General features: G+C 62.7%; 22 protein-coding genes. 10 read left to right on the top strand and 12 right to left on the bottom strand.

Annotated features, from left to right (window positions below; all coding sequences use genetic code 11):
• The first annotated feature begins 195 nt into the window (after positions 1 to 195).
• On the top strand, positions 196 to 1,893 hold the full coding sequence (locus tag ACZ1JC_RS16090; RefSeq protein ID WP_465135908.1) for a retron Ec67 family RNA-directed DNA polymerase/endonuclease: 1,698 nt from the start codon (positions 196 to 198) through the stop codon (positions 1,891 to 1,893).
• 116 nt (positions 1,894 to 2,009) lie between these two features.
• Here the strand turns inward: ACZ1JC_RS16090 and ACZ1JC_RS16085 are convergent, their stop codons facing one another.
• From ACZ1JC_RS16085 to uvrA, 3 genes are all read right to left on the bottom strand, one after another.
• Positions 2,010 to 2,171 carry a hypothetical protein gene (locus ACZ1JC_RS16085; RefSeq protein ID WP_465135909.1) on the bottom strand — a complete coding sequence of 54 codons (162 nt, stop codon included), beginning with the start codon at positions 2,169 to 2,171 and terminating at the stop codon, positions 2,010 to 2,012.
• A gap of 18 nt (positions 2,172 to 2,189) precedes the next feature.
• Positions 2,190 to 2,570: a hypothetical protein gene (locus tag ACZ1JC_RS16080; RefSeq protein ID WP_465135910.1), complete on the bottom strand. Its 381-nt coding sequence runs from the start codon at positions 2,568 to 2,570 to the stop codon at positions 2,190 to 2,192.
• 180 nt (positions 2,571 to 2,750) lie between these two features.
• Positions 2,751 to 5,705: an excinuclease ABC subunit UvrA gene (uvrA, locus tag ACZ1JC_RS16075; RefSeq protein ID WP_465135911.1), complete on the bottom strand. Its 2,955-nt coding sequence runs from the start codon at positions 5,703 to 5,705 to the stop codon at positions 2,751 to 2,753.
• Between the two features lie 525 nt (positions 5,706 to 6,230).
• Between uvrA and ACZ1JC_RS16070 the strand changes: the two genes are divergently transcribed.
• The 6 genes from ACZ1JC_RS16070 (at position 6,231) to ACZ1JC_RS16045 (ending at position 11,603) form a co-directional block, all read left to right on the top strand.
• Positions 6,231 to 6,629 (top strand): UrcA family protein, encoded by a 399-nt coding sequence (locus ACZ1JC_RS16070; RefSeq protein WP_465135912.1) that lies wholly within the window; start codon positions 6,231 to 6,233, stop codon positions 6,627 to 6,629.
• 487 nt (positions 6,630 to 7,116) lie between these two features.
• Positions 7,117 to 7,551, top strand: a complete 435-nt coding sequence (locus ACZ1JC_RS16065) for a UrcA family protein (protein ID WP_465135913.1) — start codon at positions 7,117 to 7,119, stop codon at positions 7,549 to 7,551.
• A gap of 176 nt (positions 7,552 to 7,727) precedes the next feature.
• Entirely contained in the window at positions 7,728 to 8,084 is a 357-nt protein-coding gene (locus ACZ1JC_RS16060) for a hypothetical protein (RefSeq protein ID WP_465135914.1), read from the top strand.
• 259 nt (positions 8,085 to 8,343) lie between these two features.
• Positions 8,344 to 8,775, top strand: a complete 432-nt coding sequence (locus ACZ1JC_RS16055) for a VOC family protein (protein WP_465135915.1) — start codon at positions 8,344 to 8,346, stop codon at positions 8,773 to 8,775.
• Between the two features lie 293 nt (positions 8,776 to 9,068).
• Positions 9,069 to 10,553 carry a DUF4403 family protein gene (locus ACZ1JC_RS16050; RefSeq protein ID WP_465135916.1) on the top strand — a complete coding sequence of 495 codons (1,485 nt, stop codon included), beginning with the start codon at positions 9,069 to 9,071 and terminating at the stop codon, positions 10,551 to 10,553.
• Between the two features lie 117 nt (positions 10,554 to 10,670).
• Positions 10,671 to 11,603 carry a quinone oxidoreductase family protein gene (locus ACZ1JC_RS16045; RefSeq protein ID WP_465135917.1) on the top strand — a complete coding sequence of 311 codons (933 nt, stop codon included), beginning with the start codon at positions 10,671 to 10,673 and terminating at the stop codon, positions 11,601 to 11,603.
• 12 nt (positions 11,604 to 11,615) lie between these two features.
• Here the strand turns inward: ACZ1JC_RS16045 and ACZ1JC_RS16040 are convergent, their stop codons facing one another.
• A complete protein-coding gene (locus tag ACZ1JC_RS16040; protein WP_465135918.1) occupies positions 11,616 to 13,283 on the bottom strand; it encodes a dipeptidyl-peptidase 3 family protein in 1,668 nt (555 codons plus the stop codon).
• Positions 13,284 to 13,444: 161 nt separating this feature from the next.
• On the opposite strand from ACZ1JC_RS16040, the gene ACZ1JC_RS16035 reads away from it, so the two are divergent.
• Positions 13,445 to 14,311: a DUF3617 domain-containing protein gene (locus tag ACZ1JC_RS16035; RefSeq protein WP_465135919.1), complete on the top strand. Its 867-nt coding sequence runs from the start codon at positions 13,445 to 13,447 to the stop codon at positions 14,309 to 14,311.
• A gap of 33 nt (positions 14,312 to 14,344) precedes the next feature.
• On the opposite strand, the gene ACZ1JC_RS16030 is transcribed toward ACZ1JC_RS16035, so the two are convergent.
• Positions 14,345 to 15,670: a cytochrome P450 gene (locus ACZ1JC_RS16030; protein ID WP_465135920.1), complete on the bottom strand. Its 1,326-nt coding sequence runs from the start codon at positions 15,668 to 15,670 to the stop codon at positions 14,345 to 14,347.
• A 267-nt stretch (positions 15,671 to 15,937) separates the two neighbouring features.
• On the opposite strand from ACZ1JC_RS16030, the gene ACZ1JC_RS16025 reads away from it, so the two are divergent.
• Together ACZ1JC_RS16025 and ACZ1JC_RS16020 are read left to right on the top strand one after the other, a co-directional pair.
• Positions 15,938 to 16,387, top strand: coding sequence for a hypothetical protein (locus tag ACZ1JC_RS16025; RefSeq protein WP_465135921.1), 450 nt, complete (start codon positions 15,938 to 15,940; stop codon positions 16,385 to 16,387).
• 7 nt (positions 16,388 to 16,394) lie between these two features.
• A complete protein-coding gene (locus ACZ1JC_RS16020; RefSeq protein ID WP_465135922.1) occupies positions 16,395 to 17,036 on the top strand; it encodes a trimeric intracellular cation channel family protein in 642 nt (213 codons plus the stop codon).
• Here the strand turns inward: ACZ1JC_RS16020 and ACZ1JC_RS16015 are convergent, their stop codons facing one another.
• The 7 genes from ACZ1JC_RS16015 to rpsK all read right to left on the bottom strand — a co-directional run bounded on the left by ACZ1JC_RS16015 (position 17,037) and on the right by rpsK (position 23,169).
• The gene (locus ACZ1JC_RS16015) at positions 17,037 to 17,432 is read right to left on the bottom strand and encodes a hypothetical protein (RefSeq protein ID WP_465135923.1); all 396 of its coding nucleotides are present in this window, start codon (positions 17,430 to 17,432) and stop codon (positions 17,037 to 17,039) included. It lies immediately after the preceding gene.
• Positions 17,433 to 17,546: 114 nt separating this feature from the next.
• Positions 17,547 to 17,966, bottom strand: coding sequence for a hypothetical protein (locus ACZ1JC_RS16010; RefSeq protein WP_465135924.1), 420 nt, complete (start codon positions 17,964 to 17,966; stop codon positions 17,547 to 17,549).
• Between the two features lie 126 nt (positions 17,967 to 18,092).
• Entirely contained in the window at positions 18,093 to 20,258 is a 2,166-nt protein-coding gene (locus tag ACZ1JC_RS16005) for a prolyl oligopeptidase family serine peptidase (protein ID WP_465135925.1), read from the bottom strand.
• A 237-nt stretch (positions 20,259 to 20,495) separates the two neighbouring features.
• On the bottom strand, positions 20,496 to 20,918 hold the full coding sequence (gene rplQ / locus ACZ1JC_RS16000; RefSeq protein ID WP_465135926.1) for a 50S ribosomal protein L17: 423 nt from the start codon (positions 20,916 to 20,918) through the stop codon (positions 20,496 to 20,498).
• Positions 20,919 to 21,066: 148 nt separating this feature from the next.
• Positions 21,067 to 21,462, bottom strand: coding sequence for a diacylglycerol kinase family protein (locus ACZ1JC_RS15995; protein WP_465148395.1), 396 nt, complete (start codon positions 21,460 to 21,462; stop codon positions 21,067 to 21,069).
• 144 nt (positions 21,463 to 21,606) lie between these two features.
• Entirely contained in the window at positions 21,607 to 22,674 is a 1,068-nt protein-coding gene (locus ACZ1JC_RS15990; protein WP_465135928.1) for a DNA-directed RNA polymerase subunit alpha, read from the bottom strand.
• Positions 22,675 to 22,779: 105 nt separating this feature from the next.
• Positions 22,780 to 23,169 carry a 30S ribosomal protein S11 gene (rpsK, locus tag ACZ1JC_RS15985; protein WP_007011846.1) on the bottom strand — a complete coding sequence of 130 codons (390 nt, stop codon included), beginning with the start codon at positions 23,167 to 23,169 and terminating at the stop codon, positions 22,780 to 22,782.
• Positions 23,170 to 23,172: the final 3 nt, after the last annotated feature.

Genomic DNA, 23,172 nt, shown 5'->3' with positions numbered 1-23,172 from the left:
GGAAAGTGATGCCCAATAGTTGACAACAATGATCTCCATTAGCCACTGTAAATTCGCCCGTGGATAGAACTTTCTGCTTACGTTTCGTAGCAGTTGAGAAGTTAGCTAGCGTTGCTTGCTACCTCAGAAATTCTCCGCGATGAGACCCTTAACCACGACGACCACGACGTGTCGCATAGGAGTATCCACGGGCAAATGCTGCAAACTCTCCGGCAAGCTAAGAACATATATGATGTTGCTGATTTGCTTGGCTTCCAAGCGAAAGGCCTAGCCTATGTGTTATATTCTATGCCCGACACCTCAAAGTATACCGAATTTAGCATCATCAAGAAAAATGGAAAAACGCGGCTCATTTCGGCCCCAGCGCCCCAACTTAAATTAATGCAACGACGCCTGTCTGACATACTCTACCAGTGTCGGAGCGAAATTTCGCTTGCAGCAGGCAAGAGCAGATCGTTCGGGTTCGAAAAAGGCGTTGGAACGTTTGAGAATGCCGCATGCCATAGAAAAAAGAGATGGGTTTTCAATTCGGATATCGCCGACTTTTTCCCGAGCTTTAATTTTGGCAGGATCAGGGGATATTTCTTAAGTAATTCTAATTTCGAGCTCGATTCCGCAGTTGCCACGATCATCGCTCAAATAGCGTGTTACCAAAATCGCCTCCCTCAAGGAGCGCCAAGCTCCCCCGTGATTGCGAATCTTATTTGTGGCAGCTTAGATTATCGACTGTCTCGCTTAGCGAAAAGAAATCGCTGTTCATTCAGCCGTTATGCTGACGACATCACCTTTTCGACTAATGAACAAGATTTTCCGGCGCAAATTGCCGTTCCCGACAACAATGAGCAAGGCTGGATAGCTGGCAGTGTTTTAGAAGACATTCTTAAACAAGCAGGATTCAACATCAATCCCCTAAAGAGCAGGATGTCTATCAAGAACAGCCGACAGATAACGACTGGCCTTATAACAAATAGAATCATAAACACGCCGATTGAAGATCGTAAATTCTGCAGATCAAGTGTTCACAGACTCCTGAACAACGTGCCAATCGAAATCAAGAATTTTTGCCACCCATACGACAATGGCCGCGATGGTTTACCACCAAAACTGGTGAATCCAATGTTGTCCCTTGAGGCAAAAATCGTAAATTGCTTCAAGGTTAGAGATAAATCAGACAACAGAGATGATACGAAGAAATTTTATAAACCAACGTCGATCGGGCAATCCCTACGTGATTTTTATACATTTAAATATTTCGGCCGACCTGGACGACCTATAATACTTACCGAGGGACTAAGCGATATATTGTATCTAAAGTCAGCACTTAAGGCCTCAGGAACCTCTATCCCACATCTCTGCACCAAAGGTCGAGGAAGCGATGCAGACATTTTATGCGATTTTTACAATTTCCCCACGCTTCCGGGAAAAATCACGGGGCTAAGCGGCGGCACAGGAAATATCAAAATTTTCCTCGAATTCTATCACGAATTCCTCAAACGGCTTTCCAATAGTGTGAATTCTCGGCCATTTATAATCCTCTTAGATAGCGATAGCGGCATATCAAAAGTTCTTTCTGCAATTAAAAGCAACTTTGGGACAGAGATAAAAATCGATTCAAAGGCTAGGTTCCATTCTTTCGCCAAAAATGTTGCTTTAGTAAAAACACCAATTCCAGATGGTCAAAAAAGCTCAGATGTCGAGGATTTTCTCGACAATGCATTTACCAAAACGGCAATAAATGGCCGAATTTTCACCAAAAATGAAAATTATGACCGATCGAAAAATTTTGGGAAAATTGAGCTAGGAAAAATTCTCTACAATAATCGCCACGATGCAGACCATTCCCCCCTCGCACCTATTATAAACAATATTTCCGAGGCAATAGAATCTCTTTAATTTAATTATCTAACATCTGAAAATACGATACATCATCTGAGATTTATTGGCTCAATGGTTCAAATTAGCTGGTCACGGCCTAAAGCAGCCGCGGGGGAGTGAGCGCTGATCAGCCTTCACTTCCCTGCGGCAAGAAGCGGATTCAAATAATGCCCGGTTAAGGACTTCTTCACCTTCAAGATATCCTCCGGCGTACCGGCCGCGATCACCTCGCCGCCGCGCACGCAACCTTCCGGGTCTATGACGATGATCCAGCCGACGGTCTTGATGCAGCCCACAACGCCCCCACCAAACCCTCACATCATCGCGTAGGGCGACTTGCTCCAGGTAGCGTAGCCCTGCCGCACATCGGACGGCTTGAAATCGAGCCGCCAAGTGCGGCCATTGCTCCGCAGCAGCACGTGGACGCCGGAACGACGCAAGTCCTTGCCTGCCTGCCCGCCGCGCCCATCGTCGCAGCGCGTAGATGCCGCCGCTTGCGCACGACGTGAAACTGCAATCGATGGAGACGCCGGCACTGCCGCCGGCAACAGGCCGAGCGATCCGGGCTTGTCCGCCACGGCGCCGACCGCCGAACGCGGCGCGGTGCTCGCGCCGGCGAGGGTTTGCGGCAGGACCGCAAGCGCCGTCGTCAGGACGGCAATGGTCACGGTATTGGCTCTGCTGTTCGCGCGCATGTCTCCCTCCCGAAACAAGCGCCACTTCGCGGGGTCTCGCGCCCAAACGGCGCGGCCGACCATGCGAAGGACTGAGCGTGCCCCTACGCTTCCGCAGCGGCAAAGGGCGTGATGCCGCTCACACGTCCCTCTATACCACGATCCGCCGCGCCGAGGCGTATTCCCGGCGCGGCGGATCGATCACTTGGCCAGCAGCGGCTTCAGATAGTGCCCGGTGAAGGACTTCTTCAACTTCACGATATCCTCCGGCGTACCGGCCGCGATCACCTCGCCGCCACGCACGCCGCCTTCCGGGCCCATGTCGATGATCCAGTCGGCCGTCTTGATGACATCGAGGTTGTGCTCGATCACCACCACCGAATTGCCCTGCTCGACAAGGCGGTGGAGCACTTCGAGCAGCTTGCGCACGTCCTCGAAGTGGAGGCCGGTGGTCGGCTCGTCCAGCACGTAGAGCGTCTGGCCGGTGGAGCGGCGGGCCAGTTCCTTGGCGAGCTTGACGCGCTGCGCCTCGCCGCCGGACAGCGTGGTCGCCTGCTGGCCGACCTTGACGTAGCCGAGGCCCACCTCGTTCAGCATGTGCATCTTGTCACGGATGGGCGGCACGGCCTTGAAGAACTCTTCCGCATCCTCGATCGTCATGTCGAGCACGTCGGCGATGGAGTGGCCCTTGAACTTCACTTCCAGCGTTTCGCGGTTGTAGCGCTTGCCGTGGCATTCCTCGCACGTAACGTAGACGTCGGGCAGGAAGTGCATCTCGATCTTGATCAGGCCGTCGCCCTGGCACGCCTCGCACCGGCCGCCCTTGACGTTGAAGCTGAAGCGCCCGGCCTTGTAGCCGCGCGCTTCCGATTCCGGGAGGCCCGCGAACCAGTCGCGGATCTGGGTGAAGGCGCCGGTGTAGGTGGCGGGGTTGGAGCGCGGGGTGCGGCCGATGGGGGACTGGTCGATCTCGATCACCTTGTCGCAGTGTTCGAGCCCGGTGATCCGGTCATGCGCCCCGGCGACGACACGCGCGCCGTTGAGCTGGCGCGCGGCGCCGGCCTGCAAGGTGTCGATAGTGAGCGAGCTTTTGCCCGATCCGGAAACGCCGGTGACGCAGCAGAAGGTGCCGAGCGGGAACTCCGCCGTCACGTTCTTCAGGTTGTTGGCGCGGGCGTTCTCGACCACGATCTGCTTGCCGTTGCCCTTCCGGCGCGTGGTCGGCACCTCGATCTTGCGCGTGCCGTTGAGGTAGGCGGCGGTGAGGCTGTTCTTGCTCTTGAGAACCTGCTTCAGCGTGCCTTCGGCCACGACTTCACCGCCGTGGACGCCGGCGCCGGGGCCAAGGTCAACAATATGGTCAGCCGTGCGGATCGCGTCCTCGTCATGCTCGACGACGATCACGGTGTTGCCCAGGTCGCGCAGGCGCTTGAGCGTTTCCAGCAGCATGTCGTTGTCGCGCTGGTGGAGGCCGATCGAGGGTTCGTCGAGCACGTAGAGCACGCCCGACAGGCCCGAGCCGATCTGGCTGGCAAGGCGGATGCGCTGGCTTTCGCCGCCTGACAGCGTGCCGCTGGTACGGTCGAGATTGAGGTAATCGAGCCCGACGTTGTTGAGGAAGCCGAGGCGCTCGTTGATTTCCTTGAGGATGGCCTTGGCGATCTGCTGCTGCTGGCTGGTGAGCTTCTCCTCCAGCGCGCCGAACCACGCGAAGCCGTCCGCCACCGAAAGCCGCGCGGCATCGGCAATGTCGCTGCCGGCGATCTTCACCGAAAGCGCCTCGGGCTTCAGGCGCTTGCCCTCGCACGTTTCGCAGGGCTGCGCGGTCTGGAACTTGGACAGTTCCTCGCGCATCCAGGCGCTGTCGGTCTGGATCATGCGGCGGTTGAGGTTGCCGATCACGCCTTCGAACGGCTTGTTGACCGTGTATTCCTTCTTTCCGTCCTTGAACGTCAGCGGCACGGCCTTGCCGCCGGTGCCGTAGAGGATGACGATCTTCAGCTCGGTCTGCAGCGCGTCCCACGGGGTGGTGAGGTCGAAACCGAAGTGCTCGGCCAGGCTGGAGAGCACCTGCATGTAATAAGGCGAAGGCGGATTCGACTTGGCCCAGGGCACGATGGCGCCCTGCTTGAGGCTGAGATGCTCGTTCGGGACAACCAGCTGCGGGTCGAACAGCAGCTTCTCACCCAGTCCGTCGCAAGCCGGGCAGGCGCCCTGCGGGGCGTTGAACGAGAACAGGCGCGGCTCGATCTCCTCGATCGTGAAGCCGCTGACCGGGCAGGCGAACTTTTCGGAGAAGACGATGCGGTTCGGCGGCAGGCCGGCGCCCTTGAGGTTCTTCTTGCCCCCTGCCCCAGCGGAAGCTGGGGTCGCTGTAGTCGCATCACCACTGCCAGCGATCCCAGCTTTCGCTGGGATGACGTCAGCGACATTTTTGTCGGCCAGGTCGATATAGGCCAGCCCTTCGGCCAGCTTCAGCGCCTGTTCGAAGCTGTCGGCAAGCCGGGTCTGGATGCCGTCCTTCACCGCGATGCGGTCCACCACGACCTCGATGTCGTGCTTGTACTTCTTGTCGAGCGCGGGGGCGTCCTCGATGGCGTAGAGTTCGCCGTCGATGCGCACGCGGGTGTAGCCCGCCTTCTGCCACTCGGCCAGTTCCTTGCGGTATTCGCCCTTGCGGCCGCGCACGACCGGCGCGAGCAGGTAGGCACGGGTGCCCTCCGGCAGTTCCATCACCCGGTCGACCATGTTGGAGACGGTCTGCGCCTCGATCGGCAGGCCGGTGGCGGGCGAATAGGGAATGCCCACGCGCGCCCAGAGCAGGCGCATGTAGTCCCAGATCTCGGTCACCGTCGCCACCGTGGAGCGCGGGTTGCGGCTGGTGGTCTTCTGCTCGATCGAGATCGCGGGGCTGAGGCCGTCGATATGTTCGACGTCCGGCTTCTGCATCATCTCCAGGAACTGGCGCGCATAGGCGGAGAGGCTCTCCACATAGCGGCGCTGCCCTTCCGCATAGATCGTGTCGAACGCAAGGCTGGATTTCCCCGAGCCCGACAGGCCGGTGATGACGATCAGCTTCTCACGCGGGAGTTCGATGTCGAAACCCTTGAGATTGTGCTCACGGGCGCCGCGGACGGTGATGTGGGAGAGACTCATGGGGGAGGTATGTTCCAGATTTGTTCGCGATGCGCAAGCCGGGCGCAAGCCAGAAATGCGCGGTGAAGACGCGGGTTCGCGACGCCATGTGGGAACGACGGTCCCGATTGCAACAGAGCCATGTACGCGGGTTGTGTCGCACGCGATGCCGTTCGTCGGCGGCGGAATGTCGTCCATCGGTCGCTAGATGCCGTTCACCGATCCGACGGCCCGCGGACTTGAAAGCGTCATGCATATGAGCAATAAAAAGGCTGCCCGAAAAGAATAACGACTCGCTTCTTGCTTAAACGACGATCTATTTGAAATAAGTAGACACCGTGCGCAAGGGAGAGCCGAAGCGATCGTTGCGGGCCGATGGCAGACATTTGCATCGAATTGAGAGTGTGGGGTTTATCGAGCACAGGTGCGCCAAGCATCTGTGCGAGAGGGATTTTTTCAGATCGCACAGGGTCGTCGCAGCACATGCGCCGTGGAACCGATGTTCCGGGGACATGCGACTGTGCCCTTGAAGGAGGAGAACCCAAAATGTCCAGGAATTCCATGATCGCTTCCGCCGTCCTTTTCGGGGCCGCGCTTGGCCTTGCCATGCCCGCCGCCGCGGAGGACGTCGTCGTGAAGAACCGCGTCATCGATCCGAACGTGCCGCACGTTTTCGTGACCTACAACGACCTCAACCTTGACAGCGAGGCCGGCCGAGATCGACTGACAACACGGCTTGATTCCGCCGTTCGCACCGTCTGCGGCACCGCCGACGTGCGCAATCTGGACGAATTGAGCCACATGATGGACTGCAGGGACGAGTCCACTACGCGGGCCTATGCAGCCCGCGACGAACTCTTCGCGCAGCACATGGCCGCCCGTGCGCAGGGGCAAAACCTTGCCGCAGCCAGCACGCCGACACTTGCCGTTGTTGCCATGCGGTAACGGCGGCGCACCTCCGGCCCGGACGACAACCGGGCCGGAAGGTCGCACGAATGGATCGAATTGCTGAAACTTTCGGCAACCCGGCCGTAGCGACCGCAAACACGCACACACCAGAGACTACTTCCTGTTGGAATGACTTTCCCATCTGCGGAACTGATCTTCTACAAGGGTGAGTTATATTTCAATAGCCTGAAATAGACTGGATCACGCAGACTGCATTGCATGATCCGGACGACAAATCGTGTCGCACCAGGGTGCGGCAAGATCCGGCGCGGCCGCCATTCATTGCCGCCATTCATTCGGATTGGTCCGACGGCAATGTGGCCAAACGTCGCGTCAACCATCGCTGGGAAATGTCCAGCAGTTCCAAGGCAATTCAGAACAACTGCACATTCGAACATCGGCCGAATATCGGCAACGCAATGAGGGTCGCTCGCAGTCCACCACCGCGCCGGGGCAGTTTCCCGGACCGACCGGAGATACGAGCATGATGCAATCGAATATTCGCAAAGTTCCCGCTTTCATCCGCGCGCCCCGCACCGGGGCCATCGCAGGCGTCTCGCTACTGTGCGCGGCGCTGGCGGTAGCCACACCTGCCACGGCGCGCGGGGGATCCGCCCCGGCAACCACTGCCGAAGGATCCCTTCCGACCGAGGAAGTGCACTACGCAGACCTCGATTTGGGTACGCCGCAGGGCCGTGCGCAACTGGATACGCGCATTTCAACGGCCGTCGATCATGTTTGCGGCACTGCAGACCTGCGCGATCTGCCGGCCTATGCCGACATGCGCGCCTGCCGCACCCAGAGCACACAGCAAGCCTTCGCGGCGCGCGACACCGTGCTCGCCGCTCGCGATCACGGCGGGCAGGTAGCCGTCCTGGCGGTTGCCCGCGGTTCGACCGCCGGGCGTTCCGCGCGCTGACGGGACGGGATCGCCGCCCTGCCCCCGTGGGCGGCGATCCCGGTTCCCGACGATCCTCTCTTCTCGCCGCAGGCGCTGCACACTCCATCTCCCGCCGCCACCGTTCGTCGCATAGGCTTTGCACGGCGTTTCACACGGCGGCAGAGCTTGGCGCAAATACCTCAGGGATGGAGAAAATGATGAGGGGGTCGCGTATCCTTCTGGCGCTTGGCGCGCCGATTCTGGCGTGTGGGGCAATGGTGGCCATTGCCAGCCCGGCCCTGGCCGACGATCCGCGTGATCCGACGATGACGCCCGACGCCATTGCCCGCGATCGCGCGATCATCCGCAAGCTCAATCAGGACCAGCTGGCCTATGTGCGCAAGCGTGATGCGCAATATGCGGATGGCTGGAAGTCCTACAAAGGCCAGCGCGGCGATGAAGGCTACGCGAACGACGATGCGCAGGCGCGCCGCCAGTACGAAGCCGACCTTGCCAAATGGCGCCGCGATGTGGCCGCCTGCCGCGCGGGTAACTATTCGCGCTGCCGCTGAAGGCAATAGTTGAGGCAATCGCTGGGGCTGGGGCTGGGCTTCGACACGCTCAGCCTGAGCGGAGTTGAGGGAGCGGCTTGCTATAGGCCCCCTTCCCCCCTTCCCCCCTTCCCCCCTTCCCTTCCTTCCCATGCAAGCGCCCCCATCCGCTCGGGCTGAGCCTGTCGAAGCCCCACAGCGCCCCTCCGCCGTTCGCCCCTCCGCCGTTTCCCAGGCGTTTCCCGTGGCGCGCGCGTGCGATAGGCGGTAGTCAGCGCTGATGAGCCTGCGCCCCTTTCACCTCGCCTTCCCCGTCCACGATCTTGACGCCGCGCGCGCGTTCTGGGGCGGCCTGATCGGTTGCCGCGAAGGGCGCAGTAGCGAGGCCTGGGTCGATTTCGATTTCTACGGCCACCAGATCGTCGCCCATCTGGTGCCGGACCTTCTCGCCAGGAAAGAGCGTGACAGCGCAACCAACCCGGTGGACGGACACGGCGTGCCGGTGCCGCATTTCGGCATCGTGTTGGCCATGGAGGACTGGCAGGCCCTGGCGCTGCGTCTGCGTGAGGCCGGCGTCGCTTTCGGCATAGAACCTTACATCCGCTTTGCCGGGCAGGCAGGCGAGCAAGCCACGATGTTCTTTCGCGATCCCTCGGGCAATGCCATCGAGATGAAGGCCTTCGCCGATCTGGACCAGCTTTTCGCGACCTGAGAGACCGTTTGGAAAATGCCCATGGGGGCATTTTCAGAGCGGCACCGGCCCACTCCCTGCCACCCTGCCACCCGCAGGATACTACCGATGGGTGGCAGGGTGGCGGAGTGGGCCGGTGCCGCGAAATTCGCTCTTCGCGAATTTCCAAACAGGCTCTGAGCGGGAAATTCCTGCCCGAACTCCGGCCTGTCAGGGGCTCTCACGGCGGAAACACCCGATGCCGCGCCGCTGGAACAGCGAGGGCCTGTCGCGTATTGCTTGCGCGACGACGGCGAAGGCGGATCGGAGGCGAGATGATAGCAAGACGCGTCCCCCACTTCGCGCCGCTGACGGCCCTGCTGGCCGCGCTGGCGCTATATGGATGCAATCGGGGGGCCGAGGAAGGACCGCCGCCGCGCGCCAACGACGCCATCGTCATCGAACCGCAGGCGTCGGTGCTGACAGTGCCGATCGATGCCGACATCTCCGCATTGGGTCCGGCACTGGAACGGGAGATCCCGCGTACCTTGTGGTCAATCGACAAGGTCGGGCTGGAATGCGTTCCGTCGAAAAAGGTCAAGGTCGCCTTCGTCAAGCTGAAGACCCCCAAGATCAAGTGCGACATCGTCGGCGACGCGCGGCGCGGCCCCTTGCGCTTCACCGGAAAGGGGCGCGACGTGGTGTTCACCATGCCGATCACCGCGCAAGTGCAGGCGCGCGACATCGGCGGCGTGCTGAAGCATGAAACTGCAACGGCGCGCGCCGAAGCCACGGCGCGCGTGAACCTGGACATTTCGCCCGACTGGCGGCTGCGCGGAAAGGTGAACATCGCCTATCGCTGGATCGACAGCCCGCATCTCGATTTCCTGGGGCGGCGGATCGATCTTTCCGAAGCGGCCGACAAGAAGCTGGCGCCGATCGTCGCCGGGCTGGAGCGGCAACTGGCCGCCGAGCTGGCGAAAGTAGCGGTGCGGCCACCGATCGAGCGGGCCTGGACCTCCGCCTTCACCTCGCTGGAACTCAATCGCCGCAATCCGCCGGTGTGGATGCGGATCACCCCGCAGGAAGCGCAGTACGGCGGCTATACCGTTTCCGGGCACCATCTGCAGTTGCGGCTTGGCCTGAAGGCGCTGACCGAGACTTTCGTGGGTGATCGGCCGGAAGATCCCGCGCCCACCGCTCTGCCCCCGCTGCGTCCGCTGAAAGGCGATACCGGCAAGGTGGCGTTCTTCATCCCGGTGATCGCCGACTACCGCGAATTGGAGCCGGTTCTGCTGAAGGCGCTGGTCAAGCGGCAGCAGCGGCCTTTCGTGGTATCCGATATCGGTGCCGTCCATGCCGAGTTCCGCAAGGCGACCATCTACGGCACCACCGGCGGGCGCATCGCCGTGGGCATCGAACTGTCCGTGTGGGGCGACAAGGGCTATCTCCACAAGTCCAGCGGGACCGTGTGGCTGACGGCCAAGCCCGCCAATGCGCCGGATTCGCGTATGGTGGAGTTCACCGATCTGCATGTCAGCGGCGGCACCGACATGGTGGGCAGCAAGCTGCTGCTCAGCTTCGCCAACACGCCGGAGCTTTCGGCCACGCTATCCGGTGCGCTGGGGCAGAACTTCGAACACGACTATCAGGACCTGCTCGGCAAGATCCATCGCGCCATCGCCGAAAAGCGCGCCGGCAAGCTGATCATCCGCGCCGAGATCAAGGACGCGCGAACCGGCACCATCCGCGCGGCGGGACAGGGCCTGTACCTTCCGGTACACGGCAGCGGCGTTGCGACAATCACACTTGCCGAATAGTCCTTCGCAGCCCATCGCCGCGCTCTCATACGAAAGGCGGAGTCCGTTGCACCCCCGTCGAACTACGTATACAATATTCCGCTCGATGATTTCATAGAACACAAAGCAGAACACAAGTTGTACGCGGTATTCCAGCATGGCGGCGATGGCCAGATCGACCTGCGCTACGCACCGGCTACAAAGCCATCGCTTGGCACCGACACCGTACTCATTCAGGTGGAGCTCGCTTCGCTGGAATGCGTGGACATCCACAAGCTGGTCACGCTGCCGGCGCCGGTGCCCAAGCTGATCCCGGGTTGTCAGGCTGCAGGCACCGTCGCGGCGATCGGGCCCGCCGTTACCCGTTTCGCGGTGGGGGACCGCGTGGTCGGCCATCATCTGGGCGGGGCGTTTGCCGAATATTTCGCCGTCCCGGAAACGACCGTCTGGCACATGCCCCAGGGCATCGATCCCGCCTTCGCGGCCGCCGCCCCGCATGTCGTCGCCTCCGCCCATGCCACGCTTTTCACGCGCGGGGGGCTGCGGAAGGGCCAAACGCTGCTGATCAACGGCGTCACCAGCGGCACCGGGGTCGTCATCCTGCAGATGGCCGCGCAAGCCGGCGCACGCGTGGTCGGGATCGCGGCGGATACGTCCTACCGCTCCAACCTCGGCGATTTCGGCCTCTCCCGCCTGATCGACAAGTGGGATGAGGATATCCTTGCCGCCTGCGTGGAGGAGACGCAGGGACGCGGGTTCGATATGGTTGTCGATACCGGCATGGGCGCCGACTACCCCATGCTATCGCGCCTGGTCGTATCGGGTGGGCGCTATGCCAGCTTCCACGCCGATCACTTCGCCACCGAGCGGTTCGACCTGCTGCCCATCGCCCCCGCCGGGGCCATGGACGATCCCGAAATCTACGCGCTGGTCTGTAGCGCCCTGCAGCGCGTGGCGGACGGCGCGCTGGCAATCCCGGTGGAATACGAATTCGCGCTATGCGAGGCGGACGAAGCCTGGGCCTTCATGATGCGCGGGGGCGTCTACGGCCGCGTGGTGCTGCGGCCGTAGAGCCGATCGAGGTCAGACGCTGTCCGGATAGATCGGGCGGATGTCCACCGGCAGCGTGCCCATCGCCTTGATCACGCCTTCGGCATCGGGATCGAGCCTGGCCCAGCGGTCCATGAACGCGATCGTGCCGGCATAGTCGCCGCGCGCCTGCAGCATCAGCATGTCATGCAGCAGATCGCGCAGGCCCGCCTCCATCTTCGCATCGTCCACGGTGAAGCGCTTGGTGGCGGGATCATACGTGAACGCCCCCTTGGCCCGCAGATAGCCGTACTGCAGCGCCGCGCCCTTGCCATGCGCCTCCACCGCGCCGAAACGCACCGCGCGGAACACGCCGACCATATAGGTGGCGAACAGCTGCGGCTTTTCCGCTACCGGCAGTTCGCCCTTCTGCATCATCAGCAGCAAGTCCCACACGCCGGCGACGTCCGCCTTGGCCTCCTCGATGGCGGAGTTCTGCTCCTTCAGCGCCTTGTCCACGGTGGTCTTCTCACCATTCACCACGATCGAGCCCGGCCCGAGGCTGTGCGACAGTTCGTGGAACAGCGTTTCCAGCTGCATGTACTTGCGATCGACCAGCCCGGCCTGCGCGGGCACCAGCACCAGCGAACCCATCGGCTTCAGGATCAGGTCGAACTTGGCGCCCAGCACGTTGGAAAGGATCACCTTCTTCGCGCCTTTCGCCTCCCGCACGCGTTCGTCGTTGGGCAGGTTGAAGGCGATGGTCTGCGGCCCCGGCACATTGTCGCCGCCGCCGCGCACCTGTTCGGCCACGGCGATGGGGCTGGCGAAGCCGCGCTGGAAGTTCTTGTACTCATCCGGGATCGGCAGGTTCGCTTCCATGTCGCGCAGGAAGGCCTTGTACTTGGCGAGCTTGGCCGATTCCTCGGGATCCTTCAGCGTCACGAAGCTTTCGAAAGAGGCCTTCGCCCCCATCAGGCGATCGGTATAGACCTCGTAAGGCCCGATCGCCGGTTCGATCGGCGTGCCCTCGATATCCATCCACGCCAGTTCGCTTTCGAAGTAGTCATCCGTGCGCAGCGCCTTGGCGCGCAGGCTGAGGAACTTCTTCAGGCTGGCATTGCTGGTGCGCGCCGCCGCCTGATCGAGCAGCTTGGCCGCCGGCTCCAGCCACTCCTTGTACGCCTGCGAGTAGGGCACCGTGACCAGCTTGTCCCCATCGCGGCGCACCACGGTATAGGCGCTGGTGAGCGCCGCCTTCTGGTCGGGATGCGCGGTCAGATAAGCCTCAAACTCCTGCCGCGTCAGGTCTTCGGGATAGAAGCCCGCGCCTTCCGGCATCGGCTTGTCACCCCAGAACGGGTGGAGATCGGCCAGTTCGTCCCACGGGCCGAAGTTGCGATCGAACATCTCGACCAGCAGGTCGCGGTCCGCGCGGCGGTTCATGGAGATCGCGCGCTTGACCTGCGGGTTCTCGACATAGCGCTGGCGCAGATAGACGTCGCTGAACAGGTCCGAGACCTTGATCAGCATGTTGACGACATCGCGCTCCTCGGCGGTGAGGAACTTGGTATCGACCTGCATCGGCACCGTCGCCAGCTTCGCCTTCTGCGCGGCAAGGTCGTAGACCGGCTCCGCGGCCTGCGCCATGGCGGGTGCGACCTGCAAGGCACTGGCGGCGAGCAACAGCGGAACGAGGGCAAGACGGGTGGCGGAGCGCATTTGGGGGGCCTTTCAGGTCTGTTTTCGGCGCGAACCCTAGACCCAAGCATGGCGAGAGAAAAGCCGCGAGCGCAGCCGTTACGGTTTGGCTCTCCGAAGACCGACGCCGCTTTCTTTGTTAGGATATCAATGACAAGCATGACGGTATGCCGGGAGAAGTAATGGAGCGGTCATCCCTTGCGCGCCGATTTTTGGCGGCCTCGGCCTGCCTCTTCGTGACAGCGGGCAGCTTTGCCGGGCTGGCGGATACGCCTGAAACCATCGGCGATCCGATCGTGGTCACCGCCCGCAAGATGCGCGTGACGAAAATCGAATATACCGTGCGCGGCCCCTATCTTCGGGCCTGCGTGCCGAACCCATCGGTGGGATCGCCCGCCGCCGATCGCATCCTTTGCAAGATGCTACAACAATGTCTGCTGGAAGGCCACTCGGGAGAGGTCCGCGCCAAGGCCTGCCTGGACGAACGCATTCGACAGTTCGCAGAGCAGGACATGCCGATAGCCACCGCCGAAGCGTCATTCGACGCGGAGATCAAAGAAGCCCTCGCCGCTGCGCAAAGCGATGCCCCGCCCCCTCCGGACAACCCCGGCGAGATCACGGTTACCGGATCGCGCTACCCCATTCCGCCCGGACTGTGGCGCTTCCTCGAGTACAGCACCTACTCCACCAGTCGAAATCGGGTCATGGCGCCATCGGCGCGCCAATGGCAGGCGTGCATGACCGACGACGACCTCCATGTCTTTGCAAACGCGCTCCGAGCGCCAGACACTTTCGTGAGCCTCAGCGCGCCGCCAGGATGCCGAAGCTGGAAGATCCGGATCAAGGGCAAGGACATCTCCGGATCCTTGAGCTGCTTCCTGCAAGGCGGCGCCATCAATCAGGGCAAACTCACCGGCCGCATCGACGCAGACCGTGTCGAGATAACCAAGCAAGAACGGTTCGTCATGAAAACGTCGACGGGGCCCTTCTTCGCCGTGACCCAATCCGAACTGAGCGCCCGACGGATCGGCGCGTGCACAGGCCGCTAGCCGGTGCACGCCGCCGCCGATTGACTTGCCCCACTAAAGCGGATCGAACTCCAGATGCAGGCTCGCCAGTGCGCGCAGCACGTAAGTCGGTTCGTAATCGAAATGCCACGCCCCTTCCCGGCCGTGATGTGCTTCAGACAGACGGATATTGCCCATTCGCGCCAGCAGGCGCTCGATGCTGGTGACCACCTCTCGCCGGGCAAGCGGCGCACCGATGCAGGTATGCGCGCCGCGCCCGAAGGCGAGGTGTTCCTTGATTTTCGGCCGGTCCATGTCGAACGTGCCGGGATCGGCGAAGCGCGAGGGATCGCGGTTCGCCGCCATGTGCGACAGCAGCACCGCGGTGCCCGCCTTGATCTCCACGCCGCCCAGCACGGTCGTCTTCTGGCACATGCGCCCGCCGCTCTTCACCGATCCGTCGAAGCGCAGCACTTCCTCGATGAAGTTAGGAATCCGCGCCGGATTGTCGCGCAGTTCCTGCTGGATATCGGGCCGCGTGGCGATGACCTTGAAGGCGTTGGCCAGCAGGCGGTTGGTGGTGTCCTGCCCGGCCCCGAACAGGAAGGCGGCCAGGCTGGTCAGGTCCACCAAGGTCGGCTTGCGGCCGTCCGGATAGCGCGCCTCCGCCAGTTCGGAGAGAATGTCCTGCGGGGCCAGCATGCCGCGCAGGGGCCGCATCAGCGGGTGCAGCGCAAGGCGCCGCTGAGCGATCAGCTTGAACAGGTCCTTGCCCACACCCACCAGCGGGTTCTTGAGCATATCCTCCTCGCTGGCGTCCATCGGCACCGGGATCGCGCCTTCCAGCAGCGCGCGGAACTTGGCGCGGGTCTTTTCGGACAGGCCGAGCAGGTCGGAAATCACCAGCGCGCCGTAAGGGCCGCCGTACTGGCGCACGAGATCGACCTTGCCGTCGCGGTGAAACTCGTCGATCAGCCCCTCTGCCGTGGCGAGCAGCTTGGGCTGGAGTTCCTTCAACCGGCTCGGCGTGAACAGCCGCGCGAGGATCGAGCGCAAGTCGGCGTGGCGGCTGCCGCTTTCGGTGACGACCTGATCGGCGAAGGGAATCTGCTTGCGATGCGCTTCCAGCGTTTCGGTAATGTCATCGCCCTGCGGCGTGAACGGCAGTTCGGCCAGCGGGCCGGTGACGCCGTTGATCGAGGAGAAGTGCTCGGTATCGAGCATGACCTGAATGGTCTCCTCAAACCCCGTCACCGCCACGGCATTGCGATAGGGCAGGCGCACGACCGGCCCCTGCGCGCGCAGGAAATCGAAATAGGCGTGGGGATCATCTACCAGCGAAACATCGGTGTACCAATCGGCAGTTTCGTAAGGGGTGGTTTTGGGCACTGGATTGAGCACGGCGCGACATCTCCCGCATTTATGATCCTATGTGTATCACATATGCAGCGATGGTCAAAGGCCCGCCGCTATGATATCGCCCCGGCATGGCCAGCACCGCCGCCCTCACTGCCCCCCGCAATCGCCAACAAGGCGAGAGCGTCGGGTCGTGCGCGCGGGGAATCTAAGGCCTCCTTCCCTACACCCGCGACACGCCCGGCCCCTTCGGCCGGCCGGATACATGCGCGCTTGCCGTCGGAGCCGGTCTCCAGACACAGGATACCGACGATGACTTCCCATGATGACGAAACGATCGAACGCATCGCCCACGGCGTGCTGGACACGACGTGGCCCTATGCCGAGTGGAGCCATGCCGCCCACTTTGCCGCCGCGCTCTGGCTGCTGCGCCATCCTGCCGTGCTGGCCGAGCATGGCGGGATCGAGAGCGTGATCCGCCGCTACAACCGCGCGGTGGGCGTGCCGGAAAGCCCGACACGCGGCTTTCACGCCACGATCACCGAAGCCTCCATGCGTATCGCCGCGCTGGAACTGGCGCGCCATGGACCGGACGCGCCGCTCTCCCGCGTGCTGGCGGCGATCATGGCCTCTCCGCTTGGCGGTTCGGGCTGGCTGCTGACCTATTGGAGCGAGGGCCTGCTGATGAGCCCCGAAGCCCGCGCGGGCTGGATCGAACCCGATCTCGCGCCGCTTCCCGAACGCCTCGCAACGGGTCTATGATAGTGAGATGCCGACGATCGTCCCGCCCTTAGCTCCCGTCCTGCCCCCGGCGATCGACTTGTTCGGGATCGCCGTTTTCGCGCTGTCCGGCGCGCTGTCGGCCGTGCAGATGCGCCAGACGTTCGTAACGGCGGCGTTCTTCGCGCTGATGACCGGCGTGGGCGGCGGCACCTTGCGCGATCTGCTGATCGGCGCGCCAGTGTTCTGGGTGCGCGACCATACCGTGGCGCCGGTCTGCCTCGCCGTGGCGCTGCTCGCGTGGTTCACGCCGGTGCGCTGGTGGGAGGGACGCCTGCTGGAATGGGCGGACGCGCTGGGGCTGGCGGTCTATGCGGTGTTTGGCACGATCAAGGCGCTGGCCTGGGGCGTGCCTGCGGTGCCGGCGATCCTGATGGGCGTGGTGACCGGCTGCGTCGGCGGCATCATCCGCGACGTGCTGGCCGGACGCCCTTCGATCCTGATGCGACCAGAGCTTTACGTGACCGCCGCCGCGCTGGCCGCTTCGCTGGCAGCGGCCGGGATCGCGCTGGGACTTTCTGCGGGGCTCAGTTGGGCGCTTGCTGCCGCTGCCGGCTTCGCCCTGCGCGGGGCGGCGATCCATTGGTCGCTCGGCCTGCCAGCGCACATCGGCGCGGACGACGAGAAGTAACTACACGCCGGGAATATCGTCGAAGTCGAGATCGACGATGTTGCCTTGCTTGACTTCGCAATCGACCGTGCCGCGCAAGGGGCCGCCCTTGTCGCCATCCGTGCCGCGCCATGCCGGGCCGCCGCCGGAGACGCTGACCCAGGCTTCAAGCTCATAGCCTTCGGCCTTGGCCTCCACTTCCTTCAGCCCGACCACCTGCACGCCTTCGTAGCCTGCGCCCTTCAGGGCCTTTTCGGCAGCAGCAAAGCACATATGGGCAGCCTGCCTTGAACTGACGCCGAAAGCATCGCGCTGGTTGCTCAAACGGGGATCGCTCGCCAGTCTGTCGGCTTGGGCATAAGCGGAACCGGGCAACGAAATCGCAAGGATAGCGACGGTAAGGAGTCTGGCGTTCATCGATCGGGCTCCTTCGGGTTCGGGCAACGATGATGGCGGGGCGCTTACCTGCCCTCCGACCATGATCCCTGCAATTCTCCCGAAATTCAACCCGCTGTCAGAACGCCGTGCCCCTCACAGGCCCCGGATGCCCTTGAAATCGACGTTGTAGACCCGCCCGCGACGATCGACCTTGCATTCGAACGTGCCCGAATCCCAACCGCGCATGTTCGCATTCCACCCGCGATAGTCGCGGCCCCAACCCCGGCCGTAATCGGGATCGCCGCCGCGCCAGTCGCGGCCCATGGCGTTCACGGCGATGCGGCCCTTGACCTTGAAGCCATAGTCCTTGCGGTCGACGCTGCGGATATCGGTTACCCGCGCCCGCCCGCCATAGCTGTAGCGACTGGCTGTGCGCTCCGCCGCCGCGCTGCATTGTCCCGCCGGATCACGCGACCAGCCCTGGGCCGAAGCCGGCGCCGCCACGGCCACCGCAAGGCCGGAGGCCAGCAGCGCCGTGCAGAGCCGGGTCGAAGTTTCGTTGAAGATAGCCATGTGTCGCACTTCCCAATCCGGGCCCTATGCCCGGTCATGGGATCGACACTAAGTGCCTGAGCTTATGAACATCCTGAACCGTGACGACAGCCACGGTTCAGGATTATCGCTCATTTCATTAATGAATTACTGCGCTGCGGGCTTCAGGCCCGTCCATTGCGCCATGAAGGCCAGAACGTCGGCATTTTCCTCGATCTGCTTGTCGGTCGGCTTGCCGGAGCCATGGCCCGCGCGCGTATCGATGCGGATCAGGTGCGGCTTGTCGCCCAGCGATGCGTGCTGGAGCGCGGCCGCGTACTTGAACGAATGCCCCGGCACCACGCGGTCGTCGGTGTCCGCCGTAGTGACGAGGATCGCCGGATAAGGCGTGCCGTCGTGGATGTTGTGGTAGGGCGAATAGGCGCGCAGCACCTTGAAGTCCGCCTCACGGTCCGGATAGCCGTAATCGTCCACCCAGTAGCGGCCCGCCGTAAACCGGTCGAAGCGCAGCATGTCCATCACGCCTACTTGCGGCACGGCAGCAGCGAAGAGGTCCGGCCGCTGGTTGGTCACCGCGCCGATCAGCAAGCCGCCGTTGGAGCCGCCCTGAATGGCCAGACCGTCCTTGGCAGCGATGCCCTGCGCCTTCAGGTACTCGCCGGCGGCAATGAAGTCGTCGAAGACGTTCTGCTTGTTGGCGCGGCGGCCCGCGTCATGCCAGTCACGCCCGTACTCGCCGCCGCCCCGCAGGTTCGCCATGGCATAGGCGCCGCCGGCCTGCACCCAGGCCATCGTCTTCGGCGAATAGCCCGGCGTCAGCGCGATATCGAAACCGCCATAGCCGTAAAGCAGCGTCGGCACCGCCTTGCCCGAGGCCGCCACATCCTTGCGGCGCACCAGGAACATCGGCACGCGGGTGCCGTCCTTCGAAGTGTAGAAGCGCTGCTCCACCACGATCTGGTTGGGATCGAATTGCATCTTCGGTTCGGCGAAGATCTCGGATTTGCCGGTGCGCATATCGAGCCGGAAGATCGAGGCCGGCCGGTTGAAGCTGGAGAACGAATAGAACGTCTCCGGATCGCCCGGCTTGCCGTGGAAGCCCGAAGCCGTGCCGATCCCGCTGAGCGCCAGCGAGCGCGGGCTCTTGCCGTCCAGCGACAGGATCTCCGCATGGCTGGACGCATCGCGCATGTAGTTGAGCACGAGGTTGCTGCCGATCACGCCCGCGCGTTCGAGGATATCGTCGCGCTGCGGCACGATCTCGGTAAAGCTGGGCGCCGCCTGCGCAAGGTCGATGCTGACAAGGCGATAGCGCGGCGCGTTCTGGTTAGTGACGAACCACAGCTTCTGCCCCGCCCCTTCGACCAGGCTCCAGTCGTCGGCAAAGCCGGAGACGATAGACGTGGCCTGCCAGCCCTTCGTCTTGCGCGCGGCCAGGTCGATCACGTGGATGTCGTTGCGCGCATCGGTGCCGATGGTGGAGGCGATTACTACCAGGCGGCCGTCTTGCGTGACTTGCGCGGTATGGCCGTAGTCCGGATGGTCCGGCGTGGCATAGACCAGCTCGTCGGCCGACTGCGGCGTGCCCAGGCGGTGATAGTAGATGCCCTGGTTGTAGTTGCGGCTCTGGAACGTCTCGCCTTCCTTCGGCGCGGGGAAGCGCGAATAGAGGAAGCCGTCCTCACCGATCCACGACAGCGCAGAGAACTTCACCCAGCGCAGTTCGTCGGCCATGACCTTGCCGGTATCGACGTCCAGCACATGCAGCACGCGCCAGTCGCTGCCACCGTCCTGCACGCTGTAGAGCAGGTAGCGGCCCTTGTCCGAAGGCTCCCAGCTATCCAGCGCAGTCGCGCCGTCCTTGGCCCAGGCATTGGGGTCGAGCAGCAGGCGCGGCGTGCCAGCAAGGCCGTCGCGCACGAAGAGCTGCGACTGGTTCTGCAGGCCGGAGTTGCGCGTGTAGAAATAGCGCTTCCCCGCCTTCTGCGGCAGGCCGAAGCGTTCGAAGTCGGTCAGTGTGCTGATCTGCTTCTGGAACCAGGCGCGCTGAGGCAGCGTCTTCAGGTAGGTTTCGGTGAAGCCGGATTCGCGCGTGACCCAGTCGGCCACATCGGCATCGTGGCGCACATCCGCTTCGAGCCAGCGGTAGGGATCGGCGATCTTCTCGCCGAACTGCGTTTCCACCACGTCGCCACGGCGCGTTTCGGGGTAGCTCATTGCCGACTTGTCCTGTGCCGAGAGAGAAGTAGCCGCCAGAAACGCCATGCCGACAGCCCCGCCAAGAAGCCACTTACGGCCGGCCAAACGCACCATGTTATTCTCCGAGAATGAAAAAAGCGGCCGTGAGCCTAGCACTCACGACCGCCCTTTCAATCTCGCCAGCGGCTTTCCTGTTGGAAAGCCCGGGCTTTAATCCGGCTTATGCCGGATTGCGGCACCGGCCCTCTCCCCCACCCGACCACCCGACAATAGTACCCTATGGGTGGTCGGGTGGGGGAGAGGGCCGGTGCCGCAAGGAAGATGCGCTTCAGCGCATCTTCCCAAGCCCGATTACGCTTCGGCGTATTCGTTTTCTTCGGTCAGGACCGGACCCGAGTCCTTGCCCTTTTCCGAAACGTCGCGGTCAACGAGTTCGATGATCGCGATCGGAGCGGCGTCCGAAGCGCGGATGCCGGCCTTGATGATGCGGGTGTAACCGCCGCTGCGGCCTGCATAGCGCTCGGCGAGCACTTCGAAGAGCTTCTGTTCCTGAGCCTCGTCCATCAGGCGGGCGTGCGCCAGACGACGGTTCGAAAGGCCGCCATGCTTCGCGAGCGTGATCAGCTTTTCGATGTAGGGGCGCAGTTCCTTCGCCTTGGGCGTGGTGGTCTGGATCTGCTCGTGCTTGATGAGCGCGGCAGCCATGTTGCGCAGCAGAGCGGCGCGGTGGCCCGAGGTACGCTGCAGCTTGCGCTGGCCATACTTATGACGCATGTCTTCTTCTCCGTTCGTCAGGCAGCCGTTCAAGGTACTGCCTGCCGGGCGATGTGGTACGGCCACCGCCCCAAGCCGGTTCACTTACGTGTGAAGGGCGCCCTCAATACGAAAACGGCGGGAGAGTCAAGGATTGATGCCCTCCCCCTTACCCTAGCAAGGCCAAGACCGGCGGCCCAAGCGTCAGAAATCCGATGCCTGCAGCCGAGATCGAGGCAACTAGAACCGCGCCCGCCGCAATATCCTTGATGCGACCTATCGCCACATCGAAGCCGGGCTCGATCCGGTCACACAACGCTTCGACCGCAGTGTTGAACGCTTCGGCCAGCCAGACGAGCCCCATGGCGAGCAACAGCCAGCGCCATTCGCCTGCCGAAACCTTTAGAAACAGTCCAGCGGCCACCACGCCGATTGTCGCTGCCAGATGCACCCGCGCATTGTGCTCGCGCAGCACCATGCGACAAAGCCCGCGCCAGGCATGACCAAAGCTGGCGAGACGGGCGCGTGGGCTAAACCGGATACCGTACCTGTGCCGATCGTCCATACCGCCTGCTAGCCGCCAAACCCAGCGCGCGAACAGCGATCTTTCCGTGGAGATCCGGTGCACTATGCGTGCAGACGCCGCCCAAAGAAAAAGGCCCCGCGGTTTCCCGCGAGGCCCTCTTCAATTCGGTACCGAAGGTGCCGATCAGCCAAGCAGTTCCTGCTCCAGCTTCTTCGCCATTTCTTCGATGTTCTCGGGCGGCCAGCCCGGGATGTCCATGCCGAGGCGCAGGCCCATCGACGAAAGGACTTCCTTGATCTCGTTGAGCGACTTGCGGCCGAAGTTCGGCGTGCGCAGCATCTCGGCTTCGGTCTTCTGAACCAGATCGCCGATGTAGATGATGTTGTCGTTCTTGAGGCAGTTGGCCGAACGGACCGACAGTTCCAGCTCGTCCACCTTCTTGAGAAGGTAGCGGTTCAGCTGGTTGGTGTCGCTCTCTTCCGAAGCAGCAGCGCCGCCAGCAGCCATGCCGATCATCGGCGAGGCGCCAACCGGGGCGATGTCTTCGAAGTGGACGAACAGCGCCAGCTGGTCCTGAAGGATGCGCGCGGCGTATGCCACGGCGTCTTCCGGGGTGACGGTGCCGTCGGTTTCGACAGCGAGGCTCAGCTTGTCGTAGTCGAGTTCCTGACCGATACGGGCATTGTCGACCTTGTAGCTGACCTGACGGACCGGCGAGTAGAGCGAGTCGACCGGGATAAGACCGATCGGCGCGTCAACAGGACGGTTCGACACGGCGGGGACGTAGCCCTTGCCGGTATCGGCGGTGAGTTCCATGTTGAGGACCGCACCATCGTCGAGATGGCAGATCACGAGGTCCTTGTTCATGACCTCGATATCGCCCGACACGGCGATGTCGCCGGCCTTCACTTCGCCCGGGCCAGTGGCCGAAAGCTGGAGACGCTTCGGGCCTTCACCCTGCATCTTGAGCGCGATCTGCTTGACGTTGAGGACGATGTCCGTGACGTCTTCGCGAACGCCGGCCAGCGACGAGAATTCGTGAAGGACGTTCTCGATCTTGATCGAGGTGATCGCGGCTCCCTGAAGCGAGGAGAGCAGCACGCGGCGCAGCGCGTTGCCGAGCGTCAGGCCGAAGCCACGCTCCAGCGGTTCGGCGACGAACGTCGCCTTCAGCTTGGGGTCGGGTCCCGGCTTGATCTCAAGGCTGTTCGGCTTCTTGAGTTCCTGCCAGTTCTTGATGTTGACAGTCATGGACTTCCCCTGGGAGTGATGGCGGTTACGCCCCGAAGCCTGGTGGAAAGGCCCGGGACGTTCCGAAGTCGGACGACGACCGGTTCGCCGCCCGTATTAGCTCGATCAGACGCGGCGGCGCTTCGACGGACGAACACCGTTGTGCGGGATCGGCGTCACGTCGCGGATCGAGGTAATGGTGAAGCCGACAGCCTGGAGGGCGCGCAGAGCGCTCTCACGACCCGAACCCGGGCCCTTGACTTCGACTTCGAGGGTGCGCACGCCGTGCTCGGCGGCCTTCTTGCCGGCGTCGTCAGCGGCGACCTGCGCGGCGTAGGGAGTCGACTTGCGGCTGCCCTTGAAGCCCATCATGCCGGCCGAGGACCACGAAATCGCGTTGCCCTGGGCGTCGGTGATGGTCACCATGGTGTTGTTGAAGCTAGCATTCACGTGGGCGATGCCGCTGGTGATGTTCTTGCGTTCGCGGCGCTTAATGCGCTGGGGTTCGCGTGCCATGTC

It is taken from the genome of Sphingomonas sp. BL-S-28 (assembly GCF_055521515.1).
The sequence above is the reverse complement of the archived record's forward strand: the minus strand, read 5'-3'. Positions and strand labels throughout refer to the sequence as shown.